The sequence below is a fragment of the Salinisphaera shabanensis E1L3A genome (assembly GCF_000215955.2).
In the GTDB taxonomy this organism is placed as follows: Bacteria; Pseudomonadota; Gammaproteobacteria; order Nevskiales; family Salinisphaeraceae; genus Salinisphaera; species Salinisphaera shabanensis.
In genome coordinates this window covers 45,951-63,468 of sequence record NZ_AFNV02000002.1, presented here as the reverse complement: position 1 = coordinate 63,468, position 17,518 = coordinate 45,951, and the positions used below count along the sequence as shown (strand labels likewise).

General features: G+C 61.9%; 20 protein-coding genes. 6 read left to right on the top strand and 14 right to left on the bottom strand.

What is annotated here, in order from left to right:
* Positions 1–105: 105 nt before the first annotated feature.
* The 14 genes from mgtE to SSPSH_RS01630 all read right to left on the bottom strand — a co-directional run bounded on the left by mgtE (position 106) and on the right by SSPSH_RS01630 (position 12,011).
* Positions 106–1,470 carry a magnesium transporter gene (gene mgtE / locus SSPSH_RS01695; RefSeq protein WP_006913084.1) on the bottom strand — a complete coding sequence of 455 codons (1,365 nt, stop codon included), beginning with the start codon at positions 1,468–1,470 and terminating at the stop codon, positions 106–108.
* A gap of 356 nt (positions 1,471–1,826) precedes the next feature.
* Entirely contained in the window at positions 1,827–3,566 is a 1,740-nt protein-coding gene (gene ptsP, locus SSPSH_RS01690) for a phosphoenolpyruvate--protein phosphotransferase (protein ID WP_006913085.1), read from the bottom strand.
* A gap of 37 nt (positions 3,567–3,603) precedes the next feature.
* Entirely contained in the window at positions 3,604–3,873 is a 270-nt protein-coding gene (locus SSPSH_RS01685; RefSeq protein WP_040607278.1) for an HPr family phosphocarrier protein, read from the bottom strand.
* 57 nt (positions 3,874–3,930) lie between these two features.
* Positions 3,931–4,317: a PTS sugar transporter subunit IIA gene (locus SSPSH_RS01680; RefSeq protein WP_006913087.1), complete on the bottom strand. Its 387-nt coding sequence runs from the start codon at positions 4,315–4,317 to the stop codon at positions 3,931–3,933.
* A gap of 24 nt (positions 4,318–4,341) precedes the next feature.
* A complete protein-coding gene (rapZ, locus tag SSPSH_RS01675) occupies positions 4,342–5,199 on the bottom strand; it encodes an RNase adapter RapZ (RefSeq protein WP_006913088.1) in 858 nt (285 codons plus the stop codon).
* Between the two features lie 118 nt (positions 5,200–5,317).
* Entirely contained in the window at positions 5,318–6,316 is a 999-nt protein-coding gene (hprK, locus tag SSPSH_RS01670) for an HPr(Ser) kinase/phosphatase (RefSeq protein WP_021031285.1), read from the bottom strand.
* Positions 6,317–6,330: 14 nt separating this feature from the next.
* On the bottom strand, positions 6,331–6,795 hold the full coding sequence (locus tag SSPSH_RS01665; RefSeq protein ID WP_006913089.1) for a PTS sugar transporter subunit IIA: 465 nt from the start codon (positions 6,793–6,795) through the stop codon (positions 6,331–6,333).
* A gap of 73 nt (positions 6,796–6,868) precedes the next feature.
* Positions 6,869–7,201 (bottom strand): ribosome hibernation-promoting factor, HPF/YfiA family, encoded by a 333-nt coding sequence (hpf, locus tag SSPSH_RS01660; protein ID WP_006913090.1) that lies wholly within the window; start codon positions 7,199–7,201, stop codon positions 6,869–6,871.
* A gap of 42 nt (positions 7,202–7,243) precedes the next feature.
* The gene (locus SSPSH_RS01655) at positions 7,244–8,698 is read right to left on the bottom strand and encodes an RNA polymerase factor sigma-54 (protein WP_006913091.1); all 1,455 of its coding nucleotides are present in this window, start codon (positions 8,696–8,698) and stop codon (positions 7,244–7,246) included.
* Positions 8,695–9,369: an LPS export ABC transporter ATP-binding protein gene (gene lptB / locus SSPSH_RS01650; protein WP_021031284.1), complete on the bottom strand. Its 675-nt coding sequence runs from the start codon at positions 9,367–9,369 to the stop codon at positions 8,695–8,697. The genes SSPSH_RS01655 and lptB overlap by 4 nt, the downstream gene beginning before the upstream one ends.
* Before the next feature lie 85 nt (positions 9,370–9,454).
* The gene (lptA, locus tag SSPSH_RS01645) at positions 9,455–9,982 is read right to left on the bottom strand and encodes a lipopolysaccharide transport periplasmic protein LptA (RefSeq protein WP_021031283.1); all 528 of its coding nucleotides are present in this window, start codon (positions 9,980–9,982) and stop codon (positions 9,455–9,457) included.
* Positions 9,957–10,511 (bottom strand): LPS export ABC transporter periplasmic protein LptC, encoded by a 555-nt coding sequence (lptC, locus tag SSPSH_RS01640; RefSeq protein ID WP_006913094.1) that lies wholly within the window; start codon positions 10,509–10,511, stop codon positions 9,957–9,959. The genes lptA and lptC overlap by 26 nt, the downstream gene beginning before the upstream one ends.
* 12 nt (positions 10,512–10,523) lie before the next feature.
* Positions 10,524–10,793 (bottom strand): HAD hydrolase family protein, encoded by a 270-nt coding sequence (locus SSPSH_RS18920; protein ID WP_006913095.1) that lies wholly within the window; start codon positions 10,791–10,793, stop codon positions 10,524–10,526.
* Between the two features lie 240 nt (positions 10,794–11,033).
* On the bottom strand, positions 11,034–12,011 hold the full coding sequence (locus tag SSPSH_RS01630; RefSeq protein ID WP_006913096.1) for a KpsF/GutQ family sugar-phosphate isomerase: 978 nt from the start codon (positions 12,009–12,011) through the stop codon (positions 11,034–11,036).
* A 149-nt stretch (positions 12,012–12,160) separates the two neighbouring features.
* On the opposite strand from SSPSH_RS01630, the gene SSPSH_RS01625 reads away from it, so the two are divergent.
* The 6 genes from SSPSH_RS01625 (at position 12,161) to hisD (ending at position 17,428) form a co-directional block, all read left to right on the top strand.
* Entirely contained in the window at positions 12,161–13,099 is a 939-nt protein-coding gene (locus tag SSPSH_RS01625) for an ABC transporter ATP-binding protein (RefSeq protein WP_006913097.1), read from the top strand.
* Entirely contained in the window at positions 13,096–13,851 is a 756-nt protein-coding gene (locus SSPSH_RS01620) for an ABC transporter permease (protein ID WP_006913098.1), read from the top strand. Before SSPSH_RS01625 ends, SSPSH_RS01620 begins: the two co-directional genes overlap by 4 nt.
* A 70-nt stretch (positions 13,852–13,921) precedes the next feature.
* On the top strand, positions 13,922–14,164 hold the full coding sequence (locus SSPSH_RS19630) for a BolA family protein (protein WP_006913099.1): 243 nt from the start codon (positions 13,922–13,924) through the stop codon (positions 14,162–14,164).
* A gap of 29 nt (positions 14,165–14,193) precedes the next feature.
* Positions 14,194–15,486, top strand: coding sequence for a UDP-N-acetylglucosamine 1-carboxyvinyltransferase (gene murA / locus SSPSH_RS01610; RefSeq protein WP_006913100.1), 1,293 nt, complete (start codon positions 14,194–14,196; stop codon positions 15,484–15,486).
* Positions 15,483–16,127, top strand: a complete 645-nt coding sequence (gene hisG, locus SSPSH_RS01605) for an ATP phosphoribosyltransferase (protein ID WP_006913101.1) — start codon at positions 15,483–15,485, stop codon at positions 16,125–16,127. Before murA ends, hisG begins: the two co-directional genes overlap by 4 nt.
* Positions 16,127–17,428 carry a histidinol dehydrogenase gene (gene hisD, locus SSPSH_RS01600; RefSeq protein WP_006913102.1) on the top strand — a complete coding sequence of 434 codons (1,302 nt, stop codon included), beginning with the start codon at positions 16,127–16,129 and terminating at the stop codon, positions 17,426–17,428. Before hisG ends, hisD begins: the two co-directional genes overlap by 1 nt.
* The last annotated feature ends 90 nt before the right edge of the window (positions 17,429–17,518 follow it).

Sequence of the window (17,518 nt, the reverse complement as noted above, 5' to 3'; positions counted from 1 at the left end):
AGGGCCTGGCGATGAGCGGTTCTTAGCGCTGGTTTGTCCGCGCCGTGGATGCGATACGGCGCATCAAGCCCTTTGCGGCGTATCGGTTTTTGCGCCAGCGCCCGCTCAGCGCAGCAGAAACAGCGTGCCCAGCCCCAGAAAAGCACCAAAGCCGATGACATCGGTGATGGTGGTTAGCACGACCGAGCCGGCCAGCGCCGGGTCGATGCCCATTTTCTTCATGGCTAGCGGGATGGCGACGCCCGCAATGGCGGCGCCGATCTGGTTGATGACGAGCGCTACGGCAATGATCACGCCCAGCGTGGGGTTGCCGAACCAGACCTGTGCGATCACGCCGACCACCGCGCCCCAGAGGATGCCGTTGATGATGGCTACCGCCAGTTCCTTGATCAGCAGGGTCTTGGCGTTACCAAAACCGATCTGGCCGAGCGAAAGGCCGCGAATCATCAGGGTGAGCGTCTGCGAGCCGCCGATACCGCCCATGCTGGCGACGATCGGCATGAGTACGGCCAGCGCCACGACCTGAGACAGGGTGGCTTCGAACAGGCCGACAACCTGGGCTGCCAGGAACGCAGTGAGCAGGTTCGCGCCCAGCCAAGTGGCACGCCGGCGCGCACTGCGCGCGATCGGCGCAAACACGTCTTCTTCTTCGTCGAGGCCGGCCATGCTCATGATCGAGTGCTCGGCCTCGTCGCGAATCACGTCGACCACGTCATCGATCGTGATTCGGCCGACGAGTTTTTCGTTCTCGTCCACGACAGGCGCGGAAATAAGGTCGAGATCCTGAAAACGCTTGGCGACCTGTGCCGCGGACATATCGACCGGCAGTGCTTCGATATCCGTATTCATGACCTCGGAGACATCGCGCTCCGGATCGAGTGTGAGCAGCTTGGCAAGCGTGAGCATGCCCAGATAGCGCCCATAGCGCGAAATCACGAACAGCGATTCGGTATCGTCGGGCAGGGTGCCGCGCTGCTGCAGATAGCGGCGTACGACATCCAGCGACACGTCCGGGCGTACCGTGATCGTGTCGTTGTTCATCAGGCCGCCGGCCGAGTCCGGCGGGTAGGACAGCACCGCTTCCAGGCGCTCGCGGTTGTCCAGGTCCATCGTATGCAGGACTTCACGCGTGACCTGCTCCGGCAGATCCTCGATCAGATCGGCGAGATCGTCGATCGGCATGCCTTCGGTGGCCGCCAGCAGCACATCGTCATCGAGTGCGTCGATGAGTTCGGCGCGCACCTCGTCGTTGACGTGGAGCAGGGTTTCGCCGTGATCGTCTTCCGGCACTAGCCGCCAGACGAGCTCACGCTTGGTGCGCGGGATGGATTCCAGCAGCAGACCGATTTCGGCGGGCGAAAGCGAGTGCAGCATCGGCTTGAGCCGACGCATGCGCCCGGATTCCAGCGCCTCGTTGAGATGCGCGAGCCGCGATTCCATCTGATCTTCAGTGGTCTTGGCGTCGCTCATCGCAGCGCGTATCCGAAACGGTGGGTGGTGTTTAGAAAATAGCAGAAAAATACGGATTTTCCTGCGTTTTTATGACGGCCGAGCGTTCTCCGATCTTGCCGATACGGTCGCAGCGGCCGGTTGAAGGCAGTTGTCACGTAACAAGGGTAACGACAATTCTTTGCAAACAGACGACGACACACGGCATTTGCCCGTGTACAGCGCTGTTCAAGTTTATTGTTCGAAACGCTCAGGATAATAGAGTCGGCGCTATGTCGGTGTATGGCTTGAAACGCATAGGGCCTGAGGCCCGCGCTCACAGTATCGATGGCTTCGAATACTCGAGCGTAAGTCGTTGATGCTCAGCCGGCGCTCACTCAACCGACGAGCTGTTGGCTAAGGGTTTCCAGCGCTTCGCGATAAGCCTGTGCGTCGGTGAAGGCGAGTATTTCGCGCGTTCGTGTTTTGAGTGCGTCGACGTCGGCGTTCATGATCGCGCGTTTGACTTCAAGCACGCTGGCCGGATGCATAGAGAACTCGGTCAGCCCGAGGCCGAGCAGCAGTGCGGTATAGCGCTTGTCGGAGGCCATCTCGCCGCACATCGATACACTGATACCCGCGGCGTTGCCGGCTCCGATAGTCATGCGAATAAGCTGCAGAACCGCCGGGTGCAGGGGGTCGTAGAGATAGTTGATTTCGTCATCGATACGGTCCATCGCCAGGGTGTACTGGATGAGATCGTTCGTGCCCAGCGAGAAGAAATCGCAATACTGTGCAAGCAACGGCGCGGCGAGCGCAGCGGCCGGCACTTCGATCATGGCGCCCACCTGAAGCTGCGAATCGAAATCCAGGCCCTCGCGGCGCAACTCGGTTTTGAGTTCGTCGATGAGGTGGCGCGTTTGCCGCATTTCCTGAATATTGGACACCATCGGCAGCATGATCCGCAGATCGCCCTCGGCCGAGGCGCGTAACAGCGCACGCAGCTGTGTACGAAACAGATCGGTTTCCTTCAGGCACAGGCGAATCGCGCGCAGACCGAGCGCCGGATTGCTTGATGTCTTGCCGGTATTGCGGCCGATGGTCTTGTCGGCGCCCAGATCCAGCGTACGAATGGTGACCGGCCCGTCCACCGAGCGCAGCACGCGCCGATATGCTGCGAGCTGTTCCTCTTCGCCCGGCATTTCGTCGCGGTTCATATAGAGGAATTCGGTCCGGTACAGACCCACACCTTCGGCGCCGACTTCGGCGGCGTCGGCGCTATCGTCGGGCAACTCGACGTTGGCGAGCATATGAACACGCACGCCGTCAGTGGAAATCGCCGGTTCGTCGCGCAGCATGCCGAGCATGCGCCGATAGCGCGCATCACGCTTCTGGCGATGGCGATAGAACTCGAGTGCGCTCTCGTCTGGCCCGGCGAGCACGTGCCCGGCTTCGCCGTCGACCACCACGGTTTCGTCATCAACGAGCAAGCGCCGCGCGTTATGCATGCCCACGATGGCGGGAATACGCAGACTGCGCGCGAGAATGGCCGAGTGCGAAAGGGGGCCACCGTGTTCGGTGACGAACGCTGCGACGCCTTGCTGATGCAGCAGGATGATATCGGCGGGTGTCAGCTCGTCCGCGACAATGACCGGAGGCGGCGCATCCTCGGCTTCACGCGTTTCGATGGTGCGTTCCTGCTTGAGCAGAATGCGCTGGATACGGGCGGTCACGTGAGCGACGTCGTCCCGGCGCGTACGCAGATAGCTGTCGTCCATCTGGTCGAACACCGCGGTCAGGTGTTCGGCCTGCATCTTCAGCGCGGCTTCGGCGTTGCAACTGTGCTCATGGATCAACGAACAGACCGTGTCGGTCAGCGCGCTGTCCTGCATCATCAGCAGGTGCGTTTCGATGAAGGCGCCGATTTCAGACGGCGCGTTGGCCGGAATCTGCTCACGAATATCGGCAAGCTGGTCACGCGCATCCTGCAGCGCGCTTTGAAACCGTGCGACTTCGGCTTCGATGCTGTCGGCAGAGATCGAATATTCGGGAATATCCAGATCGGTGCCGTGCACACGATGCACCGCGCCGATGGCGACACCGCGCGATACGCCGATGGCAGCAAGCCACAGACTCATGTGCGTGTCGTGTTGTGTGCGGGGCGTCGTGTCACGGCTACTGGCCTTCGCCGAAGCGGTCGCGCACCAGTTCGTCGAGTGCGTCGAGCGCGGCTTCGGCGTCGTTGCCTTCCGCGGTGACTTCGATACGCGAGCCGCGCGCGGCGGCCAGCATCATCACGCCCATGATCGACTTGCCCGATACCTCGCGCCCGTCCTTGGATACCCGGATATCGGCGTCGTACTGGGAAGCAACGGTAACGAACTTGCTTGCAGCCCGCGCATGCAGGCCGAGCTTGTTGATGATGGCGAGTTCACGGGTTGGCATAACGCGGGTCATCGTGTCGATTGAAGAAAACGAAGTAGAAAAGGATCAGCGCTCGGGCTAAGACGGACAGGCCATCACGCCGGCCCGTCCGGCCTCGATGGCTGAGGCGGCCAGGTCGTCGAGCGCAAGTTGCGGGTAATTGTAAACGCGTACCAGCATCGACAGGTTGATACCGGCCACGACGCGCGCGCCGTATTCGGCTGCCGCGCGGGTGGCGATATTGCTCGGTGTCGAACCGAAGGCGTCGGTGATGATCAGAACACCGTCGCCTTCGTCCAGACGTGACAGCGCTGCATGGGCGGCTTCGCTGCGCTCGTCCGGGTCGTCGTGGCGATGGATTTCCAGGACTTCGGTCGGGCGTGACAGGTCGCCGATCATGCCAGTGACCGTTTCCACGAAATGAGCGCCGAGACGGCCGTGGGTAATCAGCAGTACGCCAATCACGGGGCGATCTCCGATACGAGCAGGCTAGTGCAGTTCATTGTGTCTTACCAGCGTCTGGGCATAGGTTTCACGCAGGCGGCGGGCCAGCTGTTCGATGATATAGACCGAGCGATGCTTGCCGCCGGTGCAGCCGACCGCAATCGTGACATAGGCGCGGTTTTCGCGCGCGAAATCGGGGAGCCAGCGGCTCACGAACCCGTGAATATCGTCGAGCATCGCCAGGGTCTGCGGCTGCGCCTCAAGATGCTCGGCCACCGGTGTATCCTGGCCCGTAAGCTCGCGTAGTTCGGGAATCCAGTGCGGATTGGGTAGACAACGTACGTCGAAAACGAAATCCACTGCCTGCGGCAGACCGTATTTAAAGCCGAACGACTGCAGCAGAATCGACAGTTCGCCGCTTGCGCCGCCTTCGACGCGATTGCGAATGATATCGCGTAGCTGGTGGATGTTGGTCTGACTGGTATCGATCGAGACATCCGCGCTCTCGGCGATTGGCGCGAGCAGGTCGCGATCGTTATGCACGGCATCGATCAGCGAGGTCTGGTCGTCGGTGAGCGGATGCTTGCGGCGGGTTTCCGAGTAGCGCCGCAGAATCGTATCCGTATCGGCGTGCAGGTAGATGACTTCGATCTCGATCCCGCCGTCGCGCAACGACTGAACGCGATCCTGAAAGCCGGCGATCTCGCCGCGCCGCGAGCGCGCGTCGATGCCGACAGCGAGTCGGTCGAAATCCAGACCTTGTCGATTGAGCGTGTCGACCGACACGTCGCTGAGCAGGCCCAGGGGCAGGTTGTCGATACAGTAATAGCCCAGATCTTCGAGCATGTGCAGCGCGACCGACTTGCCCGAGCCGGCCAGACCGCTGACGACGATCAGTCGCATGGCTCACCTTCAATATTGAATGCGCGTGGCGCGCTGTTTGACTCTATTGTGTCCAACCTAAAGCCTAGGCGCGAGTTTTACGACCGTCGGGCATGCCGCCCTGACGACAGGGAATGCGCTATGACTCGTCTGGCGGAGCGCTCGCAGCCATCGCCTCGCTTTGGCGGGTAGCGAATTGTTCGTCGCTGTAGTGGCCCTGCATGCGCAGCAGATGATCACGACAGGCAGCCTCGACCAGCACCGACAGGTTGTGGCCGACGGCGACCGGCAGCGTGATTTCGGGGATATCGACGTCCATTATCCGCCGGACCGTGCGCGTGCCTGTCAGTCGGTCCGGCGCGTTCAGCGTGCCGGATTCGGGGCGTACCAGACGAATCATCAGGCCGAGCTGTTTACGCCGTTTGATTGCGGCTTCGCCGAACATGGCGCGAATATTGAGGATGCCCAGTCCGCGCACTTCCAGAAAATCCTGGAGTACCGGCGGGCAGCCGCCGTTGAGATCGTCCGGGCCCAGCAGTGCGAATTCGGGCGCGTCGTCGGCGACCAATCGATGTCCGCGATTGATCAGTTCGAGCGCGAGTTCGCTTTTGCCGACCCCGGGGTCGCCGGTCAGCAATAGGCCGATCGACAGCACCTCGAGGAATACGCCATGGACCGTTATCTGGCGTGCCAGCGCTTCGCCCAGAAAATGGCGCAACCGATAGGCGGCCCGATGGCCGCTGGCGGCGGTTTCGAACACGGCAATACCGGCTCGATCGAACGCGTCGCGCAGCTGCGTGATCAGCGAGCGCCCATCCGCGACCACAACCAGTTTTGTCGCGCCCGAGGTCACACGTTCGAGCACATGGGCGAGCTGTTCTGCGCCGATGCTATCGAGATACGCGGTCTCGGGCTCGCCGATGACCTGAACCTGCGGCGGGTGGATGAAGTTGAGATAGCCGACCATGGGCACGCGCCGGCTACCGATACGCGTGGCGCCCAGCGTTTCCTGACCGCCGATCTCGGCCGGCCAATACAGGCCGAGAGACGATTTCAGGCGTGTGAAAACGGTTTCGACCGCAACCCGTCGAGTTGCGAGCGATTCCTCGTCGAAAAGGTCTTCGCCAGGTCGTGCCACCGGTGTCAGCCGGTTCAGGCCTCGCTGGTATCGCGAGCGATCAGCGTTTTATAGAGTTTTTCACCATCGCCAGCATCACGCAGTTCGGACAGCGTCTGATTTTCGGAAAACAGTTCGGCCAGGCGGCGCAGCAGCTTGAGATGCTCTTCGGTGGATTTTTCCGGCACCAGCAGGCCGAACACGAGGTCCACGGGCTGCTCGTCGTTGGATTCGAAATTCACCGGCTGGGGCAGGCGCATGAATGCGCCGATGCAATCATCAATGCCTTTCATGCGCGCATGCGGAATCGCGACACCGTCGCCAATGCCGGTGCTGCCGAGTTTCTCGCGGGAAATCAGCCCGTTGAAGATTTCGCTGGCGGTCAGATAGGGCGTGCCCTGGGTCAGAATTTCTGCCAGCTGCTCGAGCGCGCGCTTTTTGCTCTGCACGTCGTCGGCAAGACGTACGCGCTGCGGGGCGACGATATCGGCGATGTTCATAAACTTCCTTTAAACGATACAAAATGCGTACAGCGGTTCGGCCATTGGCACTGTGCCAATGGCCGAGCGCAGGTCAACCGGCATCCATATCCATATTCACGTGTCGGGCCTGCCGGTTGTGATGATCCTTTTCCTTCTCCTTGTGCTTGACCGTCTGGCGATCGAGCTTGTCGACCATGCCGTCGATCGCGGCGTACATGTCGTCCTGCGTGCATTCGGCATGCAGGGTCGCGCCACGGACTTGCATGGTGACTTCGGCCTTGTGCCGGACCTTTTCGACTTCGAGTACGACTTCGGCATCGATCACATCATCGAAATGACGCTCGACGCGTTCCATTTTGGAGGCTACATAGTTATGCAGCGCTTCGGTCATGTCGATGTGATGCCCGGAGATATTCAGGTTCATCGGGTACTCCTTGTCGGCTTGGGAAAGCAGATATAAAGAGACTTAGCTGGCCTGCCGGCGGCGCTCGTGTGAGGGCGCGATCGACAGGGCCTCGCGATACTTGGCCACGGTACGGCGAGCCACCTTGATCCCGTTTTCCAGCAACAACTCGGCGAGCTTGCTGTCGGAAAGCGGTTTGCCGGGGCGCTCGTCGGCGACCATGCGCTTGATCATGGCTTGGATCGCTGTCGCCGAAGCGCTGCCACCGTCGGTGGTCGATACGTGACTGGAAAAGAAATACTTGAGTTCGAAAATGCCGCGCGGGGTCTGCATGTATTTGTTGGCCGTGGCGCGCGAAACGGTGGATTCGTGAATCTCGAGCTGTTCGGCTACGTCGCGCAGCACGAGTGGTTTCATGGCTTCTTCACCATATTCCAGAAAAGCCCGCTGCGCTTCAACAATTGTTTGTGCGACCTGTAGCAGCGTGTCATTGCGGCTTTTCAGGCTGTTGAGAAAGAATCGCGCTTCCTGCAAATGCGATTTGAGCGTCGTCTGGTCCGCGCTTTTATCGGCACGTTTGATCAGGGCCAGATACTGGCTGTTGATACGAAGACGCGGCGCGATCTCCGAGTTCAGCGATACATGCCAGCGCGACGACTGGCGGGTGACAAACACTTCCGGAACCACGTAATTCGATTCGTGGTCGGTAAAGGCTTCGCCCGGGTGTGGCTGCAGTGTCTGGATAAGCCCGATCGCCTGCTCCAGCGCTTCCGGCTCGATTCCAAGCCGGCGTGCCAGTGGCGCAAGGTCGCGCGAGGCCAAGCACTCCAGCGGTTCGTTGTCGATGATCCGAAGGGCGATATCGCGTGCCGGCGTGTCGGCTGGCATCTGATGCAGCTGGATGCTCAGGCATTCGGCCAGGGTGCGGGCAGCCACGCCGGGCGGGTCGAACCGATGAATTTCGGTGAGAACGGTTTCGATCGCCGCTTCGTCGGTTTCGAAATCCTGTATCAGCCGGCTCGAGAGTTCGTTCCAGTCCTCGAGTAGACCGCGGTCGTTGATGGCATCGATCAGATGATCGGCGATTGCACGCTGTACGTCGCTAAAGCGATGCATGTCCGCCTGCCAGGTCAGATGGGCGTGCAGATCGGGCGTGCTGGTGAGGTTGGCCTGGCGATAGTCCCAGTAGTCTTCGTCGTCGCTGGTGGGCGCCGGCGCGGGTGCTGCGCTACCGGAATAGATATCGTTCCAGTCGGCGTCGACAGGCAGGTTTTCGGGGATATCGGCGCTGGTGTCGCTGGCGCTGCGCTGGGTTTCAGCGGCTTCCGCGCGTGTGGCCTCGCGGGCGTCGATTTCGTCGTGGCCGTCGTCGGCCTCGAGCATGACATTGGTTTCCAGCGCTTCCTGGATCTCGGTCTTGAGATCGAGCGTGGACAGCTGCAGCATGCGGATCGCCTGCTGCAGCGCAGGCGTCATCGTCAGGCTTTGCGACAGATTGAGGTTCAGCGACTGTTTCATAGTCGGAAATCCTCACCCAGATAGACCTCGCGCACCTTGCGATCGGCCAGAATCGCCTCGCCGGGGCCGTCGGCGATCACCGCGCCGTCACTCAGGATATAGGCGCGCTCGCAGATCGAAAGCGTTTCACGCACGTTGTGATCGGTGATCAACACGCCGATGCCGCGGTTTTTCAGATGCGTGATGATGCTGCGGATATCGCCGATGGAAATCGGGTCGATACCGGCGAATGGCTCGTCGAGAAGCATGTACTGCGGCTGCGCAGCCAGTGCCCGGGCGATTTCCACCCGCCGGCGCTCGCCGCCGGACAGATTGATGCCCTTGGAGTCGGCGATATGGCCGATCGAGAGTTCATCGAGCAGGGCCGCGAGTTCGCGATCGATATCGGCTTTTTTCAGGCCCCGGCGCAGTTGCAGAATCGCGCGGATATTGTCGGCGACCGAGAGCTTGCGAAAGACCGAGGCCTCCTGCGGCAGATAGCCGATACCCAGCTTGGCCCGCGCATGCATGGGCAGACCGATGAGATTGCGTTCGCCCAGCATGATCTGGCCGGAATCGGGCGTGATCAGCCCCACGATCATATAGAAAGAGGTCGTTTTGCCCGCGCCGTTGGGCCCGAGCAGACCGACGACCTCGCCGGGCGCCAGCGACAGGCTGACGTTTTCGACCACGGCGCGCCCCTTGTAGCGCTTGCTCAGGTTTTCGGCAGCCGCTGGCCGTTCGCCGCCGGGGCGGGGCTTTGGGCTGCGGTTCGGCTCACGGCTGGTCTTTCCCGGACTCGGGCTGAATGGTGATGCGTACGCGTTCGTTGTTGGAACTGCCGCGTTCGGCCTGGGTGCGCTCGGTATCCAGATTGTGGCGAATCACCTGGCCGTTGATCTCGTCGCCGCCGCGCCGCACGACCGCATTGCCGCGCAATACGATGGTGGAATCGTTGTTGGCGTACTCGATCTGGCTGGCGTGGCCGGTGACCACGTCGTCGCCTTCGCGGTCCGGCTGCTTGTCGAACTTGGCCGGGCTGCCGTCGAGAACGGCCTTGATATTGCCGCGATCGTTAATGCGTGTGATCACGAGCTTGTTGCCGGTGAGCGTGAGCCCGCCCCGGGTGAGCACGACATTGCCGGTGTAGGTGCTGGTGCCGCGCTGCTGGGACAGATCCGCGTTGTTGGATTCGATATGAATCGGCAGCGGCTGCTGCGCGAACGCCGCGGCCGGCGCCAGCACAAGTGCGAGCACGGCCAGGGCGCGAGCGATACGGCTATGGCGTGTAGGTGACTTGTACATTTTCGAGCAGTCTCAACTTGTCCGTTTTCAGGTTGACCACCATGCCATCGCCTTCGACCCGCTGGCCGGGCTGGGTGGCGGTCACATGCGCCTGGGTATCGATACGATCACGATCGGGGCGCACCCAGGCGTTGTCGGTGACGATCTTGACCACGTCGCCGTCGACCCTGGGATGGCGGCCGGTGACCCCGTCATAGAGGTAGATATCGCGTTCGCCGGGCGGTATCCGCCCCTGTTTCGCGGTGACGTCCCAATACGTTTTCGTGCCTGCAAGGTAGTGTACGTCAATATCCGTGAGCCGAGCCGAGTCGTCCGGGAAGTGCAGACTCTCGGCCACGGTCATGCGATAGGCGAGCTTTCCCTGGTCGTCCATCTGGCGTACCACGGCATCGCTCATGTAGTAGTCGCTGTTGTCGGGCGTGGACAAGCGCGGCTTATCGGTGTCGGTACGGGCGCGGTCGAGCCCGACCACGCGCAGCCCCAGCAAAACGGCTGAAACGGCGAGCAGGATGGCGACGATGCGTAGCATGGGCGCGTGTGGCTAGTGGGCGTTATGGGCGGCGATGATCAGTTCGCAGGCTTCGCGAACCGCGCCCTGGCCGCCCTCGAAACGACTCACCCAGTGGGCGGTTTCGATGACTTCATCGACCGCATTGGCCACGGCCATGGCCAGGCGGGCCTGGCGCATCAGCCCCAGGTCGGGCAGATCGTCGCCCATGACCGCGGCCTGGTCGGGCGTGAGTTCGAGTTCGGCCAGCAGGGCTTCGAAATCCAGCTGCTTGTCGTGGCTGTCGAGATAGATGTAATCCACGCCCAGGGCATGCAGGCGGGGGGGCCCCCCCCGCCGGCGGGGGCCGGCCGCTGATTGCGGCCACGGCAACGCCGGCCGCCTGTAGCCGCTGTATGCCCAGTCCGTCACGTACGTGCATGCTCTTGATCTCTTCGCCGTGGTCGTAGAGATAGAGCTTGCCGTCGGTCATCACACCGTCGACATCGAATACCGCGACACGAATGTCGGCAGCACGCTGTTGTATTTCGCTGGCCTCGGGTTTCATATCACTCCGGCTCGCAGGAAGTCCTGCATGTTGAGCGCCCCTTGGGGGCGATTATCGGCATCTACCACCAGTAATGCACCGCCGCCGATCCGGTGCGTCTGCAGCATGCGTACCGCCTCGGCGGCGAGCATGTCGGCGGTCACGGTCTTGGGCGAACGGGTCATGTGTTCGGCAATGCCGGCATGTTTGATGTCGATGTCCTGATCCAGTGTGCGACGCAGATCGCCATCGGTAAACACGCCGGCCAGCCGGCCTTCGGTATCGACCACGCCGGTCATGCCCAGCCCCTTGGCGCTCATTTCCAGCAGCGCTTCGCGCAGCAGCGCGCTTTCGGGCACGAGCGGCAGCCGGTCGCCGGTATGCATGATATCGGCCACGGTCAGCAGCAAGCGTCGCCCGAGCGCGCCGCCCGGGTGCGAGCGGGCGAAATCCTCGGCGGTGAAATGCCGTGCTTCGAGCAGGGCGATTGCCAGTGCGTCGCCCATGACCAGCGTCGCGGTGGTCGATGCGGTGGGCGCGAGTTCCAGCGGGCAGGCCTCGATTTCCACGGCCACGTCGAGATGGACATCGGCCCGGCGCGCCAATGTGGACTGGGCGTTGCCGGTCATGGCGATCAGCGGCACGTCGAGCCGCTTGATCAGCGGCAGAATGGTCAGAATCTCGCCCGTCTCGCCGGAATAGGACAGGGCGATCACCACGTCCTGCGAGGTGATCATGCCCAGATCGCCGTGGCTGGCTTCGCCGGGATGTACGAAAAACGCCGGCGTGCCGGTCGAGGCCAGCGTCGCGGCAATCTTGCCGCCGATATGGCCCGATTTGCCCATACCGGTGACAACGACCCGTCCGCGGCATTCTAGAAGTGCTTCGGCGGCGGCGGCGAATTGCGCATCGATACGTGACGACAGCGCGGCGACGGCCGCGGCCTCGATATCGATCACGCGTCGAGCCGATCCCATGATGTCATGTGCGTTCATATCGCCATTCTAGCGTAGCTATGAATGGCCAAGGTATTGTTCGTTCAGGCTTTGCCGCCGCGGCCCGGTTTGCGGCGGGTCGTTGTCGTATGCAGGTTTGCACACGGGCCGTATAATGCGCGCCCTTTTGCTCGACTTGCGCGGCTGCGATGACCGAACCCGCTATCTCTATTCAGAATGTCGAAAAGCGCTATCCGAGCACGCATGCGCTCAAGGGTGTGTCGTTCGATATTCGGCCGGGGGAATACTTTGGCCTGCTCGGGCCCAATGGCGCGGGCAAATCGACCTTGATCAGCATTATTGCCGGCTTGACCCATGCCACCTCCGGCAATGTGGCCGTACTCGGCCACGACGTGCGTCGCGATTTTCGCCAATCCCGGCGCGCGCTCGGCGTGGTGCCACAGGAGCTGGTGTACGACCCGTTCTTTCCGGTGCGCGAGATGTTGCGTATTCAGGCCGGTTATTTCGGCTGCGGCAAGGACTACTGGCCGTGGATCGACGAGCTGCTCGAACGCCTGGATCTGACCGACAAGGCCGAGGTCTCCATGCGTGCGCTCTCCGGTGGAATGAAACGGCGCGTGCTCATCGCGCAGGCACTGGTCCACAAGCCCGACGTGGTGATTCTTGATGAACCCACGGCCGGTGTGGATGTGGAGCTGCGGCGCACGCTGTGGAAGTTCACCCGGGAGCTCAACGAAGCCGGCCATACCATCGTGCTGACTACGCATTATCTGGAAGAAGCCGAGGAGCTGTGTGATCGCATCGCCATTCTCGACCGCGGCCAGCTATCGGTGCTCGAAGACAAGCGGGCGCTGCTGGACCGCCATCCGTACCGGTTCCTGTCGCTGCAGCTGTCGGGCAACGGCGGCGCGCTGCCGGCAAGCGTCGAGCGGCTGATCGAGGACCGTCACGGCGACACGCTCGAACTCAAGCTCGAACAGGGCAAGGATTTCATCGCCGATGTGATGGAGGCGATCCGCGATGCGGGTTATCGCATACAGGATGTGCGTACGCGCGAACCATCGCTGGAGAATATTTTCGTCGAGCTCACCGATCACTCGCACGATACGGACGAGGATGCAGCATGAATTGGCAGGGTTGTTTCACGCTGTTTTCGAAGGAAGTTCGTCGTTTCTATAGCGTCATTCTGCAGACTGTTGGCGCGCCGGTGGTCACCGCACTCCTATATATGGTGGTGTTCGGTCAAGTGCTTCAGGGTCAGGATATACAGGGCGTGCCGGCATCGGCCTTTCTGGTGCCGGGCCTGATGATGATGAGCATCATTCAGAATTCGTTCGCCAACACGTCCTCGAGCCTGACCCAGTCCAAGATCAACGGCAATCTGGTGTTTTTGTTGATGACGCCGCTTTCGGCGTTCGAGATCTATTTGGCCTACATCGGCGCGTCGCTGGTGCGCGCGACGCTGGTGGCCTGTGTGTTGTATCTGGTTACGCAACTGTTCGTGACGGTGCCGATCGAGAACCCGTTGCTGGTCGCCACGATGCTGGTCTTCGGTGGCGGCACGTTGGCCGTCATGGGTCTGATTGCCGGCATTCTCGCGAACAAGTTCGACCATCTCGCCGCGTTCCAGAATTTCTTCATCATGCCGTTGTCGTTTCTGTCGGGCGTGTTCTACTCGATCCATTCGTTGCCGGAGTTCTGGCAGAAGGCGTCGCACTTCAACCCGTTCTTCTACATGATCGACGGCTTTCGGCAGGGGTTTTTCGGCGTGGGCGATAGCGACCCGTTGCGCAGTGTGGTGGTCGCCGCCGCGTTCTTCACGTTCGTGTCGACGATCTGTGTCGTCATGCTGGCCAAGGGTTACAAGATTCGCGGCTGAGCCGCGAACCGGGCCGCGACGAGTTCGCTCGTGCTAGCATTTCGCGCCCGATTTCCAAAGACGCCGAATCATGTATAGCCCGGAAGCCGTACGCGAACTTATCGTAGCCGCCTTGCCCGACGCCGATGTAAAGATCGTAAGCGACGACGGCGTGCATTTCGCCGGCCGTATCGTGAGCGAAAGTTTCGAAGGCAAGCCGCCGGTCAAACGCCAGATGATGGTCTATGCGGCGCTCGGTGAGCTCATGGGCAACGAAATTCACGCCCTGACCATGAAAACCTGGACGCCCGACGAATTCGCGTCGGTATCCTGATCCCTTAAGACTTTTTAGGATTTCGCGCGATGGATCTACTGCGCATCGAGGGCGGGCCGCCATTGAACGGCAGCGTGCGCGCCTCGGGGGCGAAAAACGCCACCTTGCCGATCATGACCGCGGCGCTGCTTATCGACGAGCCGCTGCTGGTGGAGAACGTGCCGCATCTGGAAGATGTGACCACGACCAATGTGCTGCTCGCGCATATGGGCGTATCGGTCACGATCGGTGATTACATGGTCGTCGAGGCCGATGCGTCGACGATTACGCGTTGTGTCGCGCCCTATGATCTGGTCAAGACCATGCGTGCCTCGATTCTCGTGCTGGGGCCGCTGCTCGCGCGCCACGGCGAGGCCGAGGTGTCGCTGCCCGGTGGCTGCGCGATCGGCGCGCGTCCGGTCGATATCCATCTACGCGGCCTGGAAGCCATGGGTGCGGAGATTCGGGTCGAAGCCGGCTATGTGAAAGCCAAGGCATCGCGCCTCAAGGGGGCACGTATCGCCATGGATACCGTGACCGTGACCGGTACCGAGAACCTGATGATGGCGGCGACGCTCGCCGACGGGGTGACGGTGCTGGAAAACGCGGCACGCGAACCGGAAGTCGTGGATCTGGCCAAGTGTCTGATCGCCATGGGCGCCGAGATCGAAGGTGCCGGCACGTCTACCATCACGATTCGCGGCAAGAAAGCGTTGCACGGTGCCCGTCATCGCGTGCTGCCCGATCGTATCGAAACCGGTACCTTCCTGGTGGCCGGTGCGGCCAGCCGCGGCCGGGTCAAGGTCACGCATACCGATCCGAGCCTGGTCGATGCGATCACCGACAAGCTCGCGGAAGCGGGTGCGCATGTCACGACCGGCAACGACTGGATCGAAGTCGATATGCGCGGCAAGCAGGCCAAGGCCGTGAACCTTCGCACCGCACCCTATCCGGGTTTTCCGACCGATATGCAGGCCCAGTTTTGTGTGCTCAACGCGCTGTCCAGCGGCGTGGGTACGGTCACGGAAACCGTGTTCGAAAACCGCTTCATGCATGTTTCCGAGCTGCAGCGCATGGGCGCGCAGATTCGTCAGGAAGGCCATACCGTGATCGTGACCGGCGTCGAACGCCTGACCGGCGCGCCGGTCATGGCGACCGATCTGCGTGCGTCCGCGTCGCTGGTCATTGCCGGACTTGTAGCCGACGGTTCGACGGATGTGCGCCGGATCTATCATATTGATCGCGGTTATGAATGCATCGAAGAGAAAATGGCGCAGCTCGGCGGGCATATTCAGCGTCTGCCCGATCGCGCGCCGGTGACTGCGCGCGAGGTGGGCGCATGAGTCGTCAGATTACGCTCGCGCTGTCCAAGGGGCGGATTCTCGAAGCCACGCTGCCGCTGCTTGCGGCCGCGGGGATCGAGCCGGAAGTTGATCCGGGCAAGTCGCGAAAGCTCGTGTTCGAAACCAATCGCCCCGGTCTGCGTCTGCTGGTGATTCGAGCCTCGGATGTGCCGACGTTTGTGGCCTATGGTGCGGCCGATATCGGTATCTCGGGCAAGGACGTGCTCATCGAACATGGCGGCGCCGATTTATACGAGCCGCTGGATCTGGGCATTGCCTGCTGCAAGCTCATGACGGCAGGGCTGCCGGGCGCGATGGACGCCGCGGGGCACCGGCCGCTGCGGGTCGCCACTAAATATGTCGAGACCACGCGGGCTTATTTCTCGCGACTGGGCCGCCAGGTCGAGATCATCAAGCTGTATGGCTCGATGGAGCTGGCACCGCTGGTCGGTCTTGCCGATGTAATCGTCGATCTCGTGGATACGGGCAATACGCTGCGCGCCAACGGCCTCGAGCCGTTCGAGGTCATCGAGGACATCAGCGCGCGTCTGGTGGTCAACAAGGCGGCGCAAAAGATGAAGCATGCCGAAATCGGCGAGTTGATCGAGCTGTTCGATCCCGCGGCAGGGGGGCTGTCGTGATGCGCCGGCTGGATAGTCACGCCGCGGATTTCGAATCGCGGTTCGAAACGCTCATCGATAGCGATACGCCGGCCCAGGCAGAAATCGATAGCCGTGTCGCAGCGATCATTGCCGATGTGCGCGCGCGCGGTGATTCGGCCGTGGTCGAATATACGCGCGAGCTCGACCGCCATCCCGCGGCCGACATGGACGTGCTGGAAATTGCGCCGGCACGTTTGACTGCAGCGTTGGAGGCGATGCCGGCCAAGCCGCGCGCGGCACTGGAAACGGCAGCGGCGCGTATCCGCAGCTATGCCGAATCCCAGAAGCTTGAGGCGCACGCTTACGAAGACGAATACGGCAACCGGCTTGGCCAGGTCATACGCCCGATCGAGCGCGCCGGTGTTTATGCGCCGGGCGGCAAGGCGGCCTATCCCTCGAGCGTTCTAATGAACGCGCTGCCCGCACAGGTGGCTGGCGTATCCGAAATCATCATGGTTTCGCCTGCGCCCGGTGGCGAGGTGAACGACTGGGTGCTCGCGGCGGCCGCACTGGCCGGTGTCGATCGATTCTTTACGATCGGCGGTGCCCAGGCCGTCGCTGCGCTGGCCTACGGTACGCAAAGCGTGCCCTGTGTGGACAAGATCGTAGGGCCGGGCAATGCCTATGTGGCCGAAGCCAAACGGCAGGTGTTCGGGCGTGTCGGCATCGAGTCCGTGGCCGGGCCGTCCGAGGTGCTGATTCTGGCCGACGGCAGCGGTGATCCGGAATGGGCCGCGCTGGATTTGTTTGCCCAGGCCGAGCACGGCGAGGATTCGCGTGCGCTGCTGATCAGCCCGGACAACGATTTTCTAGGGGCTGTCGAAGCCGCAGTCGAACGGTTGCTGGAAGAACAGCCCCGGCGCGATATTATTCGCGCATCGCTGGCCAATCACGGTGCGCTGATCGCGGTCGCCGACATGGCCGAAGCCGTCGCGTTGTCCAACCGCATCGCGCCCGAACATCTCGAGCTTGCCGTCGACAATCCGGACGCGCTGCTGGATGCGATCGAACATGCCGGCGCGATCTTCATGGGCCATCGCACGCCAGAAGCCTTCGGCGATTACTGCGCGGGGCCCAATCACGTGTTGCCCACCGGGCGCACGGCCCGTTTTTCTTCCGCGCTGGGCGTTTACGACTTCCAGAAGCGGCTGTCCATCATCCATGCCAGTGCGCGCGGCGCGGCGGCGCTCGCGCCGGTCGCAGAAGAACTCGCCTTGGGCGAGGGGCTGCATGCCCATGCGGCTTCGGCGCGTGTGCGCGCCAACGAAACCCGCGGCTAGTCAGCTTTGATTGTCCTCGGCTGTGCTATACTTTTTGGACTCCTTGCGGCGTCCATCCACGCTGCGGATCACGCACCCATCAGAAAAATC